Raw genomic sequence first — 3577 nt, 5'->3', positions numbered from 1 at the left:
CGCGGCCGGCGCCCGGACGCCGGTGGACCGCGGCGACGGGAGGTGGCCCAGGTGACGGCGGGCCCCGCCGCCGGAGAGCCCGCCAGAGCCGACGGGCGTACCGTCGAGCGCACCGGCGCATCCACCGGGAGCGGCCCGGCCGGCCGTACCGGCACCACCGGCGCTGCTGGAACCACCGGCACCGGCACTCGATTCGACACCAGCCGCACCGACAGCGCCCGGCCGCCCCGTGCGGCCCGGCACCACGAGGAAGAGGGAACGCACGTGGAGTCACGCACCGGCTACGCCGTCGGAGGCACGGCGCACGCCGAACCGGTCTCGGTGCCGGAGCTGCTCGCCCGCAGCCGTACGCTCTGCACCCCGCCGCTACGGGCCGCCGTCGCCCGACTGGCCGCACCCATGGACACCGTCGCCGCCTACCACTTCGGCTGGATCGACCGGGACGGCACCCCGGTGACGGGGGACGGCGGCAAGGCCGTGCGCCCGGCGCTGGCGCTGCTGTCCGCCCGGGCCACCGGCGCGGCGGCCGAGGTCGGCGTGCCCGGTGGGGTCGCGGTTGAACTGGTGCACAACTTCTCCCTCCTCCATGATGATCTGATGGACGGTGACGAGACCCGACGGCACCGGGCCACCGCCTGGACGGTCTTCGGGCCGGCCCAGGCGATCCTGGTCGGCGACGCCCTGGCGACGCTCGGCACCGAGGTGCTGCTCGACGCCGCCGTGACCGGCGGGGCGAGCGCCACCGACGCCGCGCGCGCCGTCCGGCTGCTCACCACGGCGACCCGCCGGCTGATCGACGGCCAGGCCATGGATGTCGCCTTCGAACAGCGCGACAGCGTCACGGTCGCCGAGTGCCTGGAGATGGAGGGCGGCAAGACGGCGGCACTGCTGGCCGCCGCCTCGGCGATCGGCGCCGTCCTGGCCGGCGCCGACGACAAGGTCTCCGACTCGCTCCAGCGCTACGGCCACCACCTTGGCCTCGCCTTCCAGGCGGTGGACGACCTGCTCGGCATCTGGGGCGCCACCGAGGTCACCGGCAAGCCGCACTGGGGGGACCTGCGCCAGCGCAAGAAGTCCCTGCCGGTCGCCGCCGCCCTGGCCGAGGGCGGAGCGGCCTCGCGCCGGCTCGCCGAGGAGCTGGCCGACCCGAAGGGACGCGGGGAGGAGAGCGAGCCCGAGCTCGCCGCCCGCGCCGCCCTGATCGAGGACGCCGGCGGCCGCGCCTGGACCCGGGAGGAGGCCCGCCGCCAGCACACGACTGCCCTCGCCGCCCTGGACGAGGTGCCCATGACCGACGAGGTGCGGGAGCACTTCGTCGCACTCGCCGAATTCGTGGTGGTACGAGAGAGGTGACGTTACGTTGACAGCAACCGCGGACGGCCGGCTCGACCCTGAGTACGATTCCGAGCCGGTCGCGGTGGGCGACCGCCCCCCGGCCCTGCTGGGCACGGGGCGGTGGCAGCCCGAGGACACCGACCAGCCGCGGCCGGCCGGTGAGACGGACCACGGACCGGCCGACGCGCGGGAGGCCCTGGCCCGCGCCACCACCCACCTGCTCTCCCTGCAGTCGTCCGAGGGCTGGTGGAAGGGCGACCTGGAGACCAACGTCACCATGGACGCCGAGGACTTACTGCTCCGCCAGTTCCTGGGAATCCGCACCGAGGAGCAGACCCGCGCCACCGCCGAATGGATCCGCTCCCAGCAGCGCGAGGACGGCACCTGGTCCACCTTCCACGGCGGGCCGCCCGAGCTGTCCACCACCGTCGAGGCGTACGTCGCCCTCAAGCTGGCCGGGGACGACCCGGAAGCCCCGCACATGCTGGCCGCCGCGCGTTACGTCCGCTCCGCCGGGGGCATCGCGGCCGCCCGGGTGTTCACCCGGATCTGGCTCGCCCTGTTCGGCTGGTGGCCCTGGGAACGGCTGCCCGAGATGCCGCCCGAGATCATCTTCCTGCCCAGGTGGCTGCCGCTGAACATCTACGCCTTCGGCTGCTGGGCCCGCCAGACCATCGTCCCGCTGACGGTCGTCTCCTCCCACCGCCCGGTCCGTCCGGCGCCCTTCCCGCTCACCGAGCTGCACACCGACCCGAACGACCCGTACCCCCACCGGCCGCTCGCCCCCGCCACCACCTGGGACGGCCTGTTCGAACGCCTCGACAAGGCGCTGCACGCCTACCACCGCCGGGCCTTCCGCCCGCTGCGCCGACTGGCCCTCTCGCAGGCCTGCCGCTGGATCGTCGAACGCCAGGAGGCCGACGGCTGCTGGGGCGGCATCCAGCCCCCCGCCGTCTACTCGCTGATCGCCCTGCACCTGGAGGGCTACGAGCTGGAGCACCCGGTGATGAAGGCCGGACTCTCCTCCTTCGACCGCTTCACCGTGCACACCGAGGACGGCAAGCGCTGGCTGGAGGCCTGCCAGTCCCCGGTCTGGGACACCTGCCTGGCCACCATCGCCCTGGTCGACGCCGGGGTGCCGGCCGACCACCCGGCGCTGGTCTCCGCCGTCGACTGGATGCTCGGCGAGGAGATCCGCAAGCCCGGCGACTGGACCGTGAAGCGGCCCGGGCTCGCCCCCGGCGGCTGGGCCTTCGAGTTCGAGAACGACACCTACCCCGACATCGACGACACCGCCGAGGTGGTGCTCGCGCTGCGCCGGGTCGCCCACCCCGACCCGGCCAAGGTCGACGGCGCGGTGGACCGGGGCGTGCTGTGGAACCTCGGCATGCAGTCCAAGAACGGCGCCTGGGGCGCCTTCGACGTGGACAACACCAGCACGCTGCCCAACAAGCTGCCGTTCTGCGACTTCGGCGAGGTGGTCGACCCGCCGTCCGCCGACGTCACCGCGCACGTGGTGGAGATGCTCGCCGAGACCGGCCGCTCCCGCGACCCCCGGACCAGGCGCGGCATCGAGTGGCTGCTGCGCAACCAGGAGGCGGACGGCTCCTGGTTCGGCCGCTGGGGCACCAACTACATCTACGGCACCGGCTCGGTGCTGCCCGCCCTGGTGGCGGCCGGCGTCCCCGACGAGCACCCGGCGATCCGCCGGGCGGTGCGCTGGCTGGAGGACCGGCAGAACGCCGACGGCGGCTGGGGCGAGGACATGCGCTCCTACGACGACCCGGCGCGCTGGGCCGGGCGCGGCGACTCCACCGCCTCGCAGACCGCGTGGGCGCTGATGGCGCTGCTCGCGGCCGGCGAGGGGCCCAAGGACCGGGCCAACCCGGCGGTGGAGCGCGGCGCGGAGTGGCTGGTGCGCACCCAGCTGCCCGAGGGCACCTGGGACGAGCCGCAGTTCACCGGCACCGGCTTCCCGTGGGACTTCTCCATCAACTACCACCTGTACCGGCTGGTCTTCCCGGTCACCGCGCTCGGCCGCTACCTCAACGGCGCCCCGGGCACGATCCGGGCCGACGGAACCCCGGCGATCGGGACGGCGCGGTGACCACCGCGCCCCTGCTGGTGCTCTGCGCCCTGGGCCCCGAGGTCTGGGCCCTGCGCGGCGGCGACTGGCGCGGTGCGACCGGGGGGTCCCCGGTGCTGGTGCGCACCGGGGTCGGCCGGCGCCGCGCCGGGCTGG

At 74.8% G+C, this 3577-nt stretch carries 2 protein-coding genes; both read left to right on the top strand.

Annotated elements, in window-relative coordinates; translation table 11 throughout:
* Positions 1-264: 264 nt before the first annotated feature.
* The gene (locus AE652_RS37735; RefSeq protein WP_063780402.1) at positions 265-1353 is read left to right on the top strand and encodes a polyprenyl synthetase family protein; all 1089 of its coding nucleotides are present in this window, start codon (positions 265-267) and stop codon (positions 1351-1353) included.
* 64 nt (positions 1354-1417) lie between these two features.
* Entirely contained in the window at positions 1418-3442 is a 2025-nt protein-coding gene (gene shc / locus AE652_RS37730) for a squalene--hopene cyclase (protein WP_049659813.1), read from the top strand.
* Positions 3443-3577: the final 135 nt, after the last annotated feature.

This window comes from Kitasatospora sp. MY 5-36 (genome assembly GCF_001182915.1).
Lineage (GTDB): Bacteria > Actinomycetota > Actinomycetes > Streptomycetales > Streptomycetaceae > Kitasatospora.
This window is presented reverse-complemented; position numbering and strand designations above follow the sequence as displayed.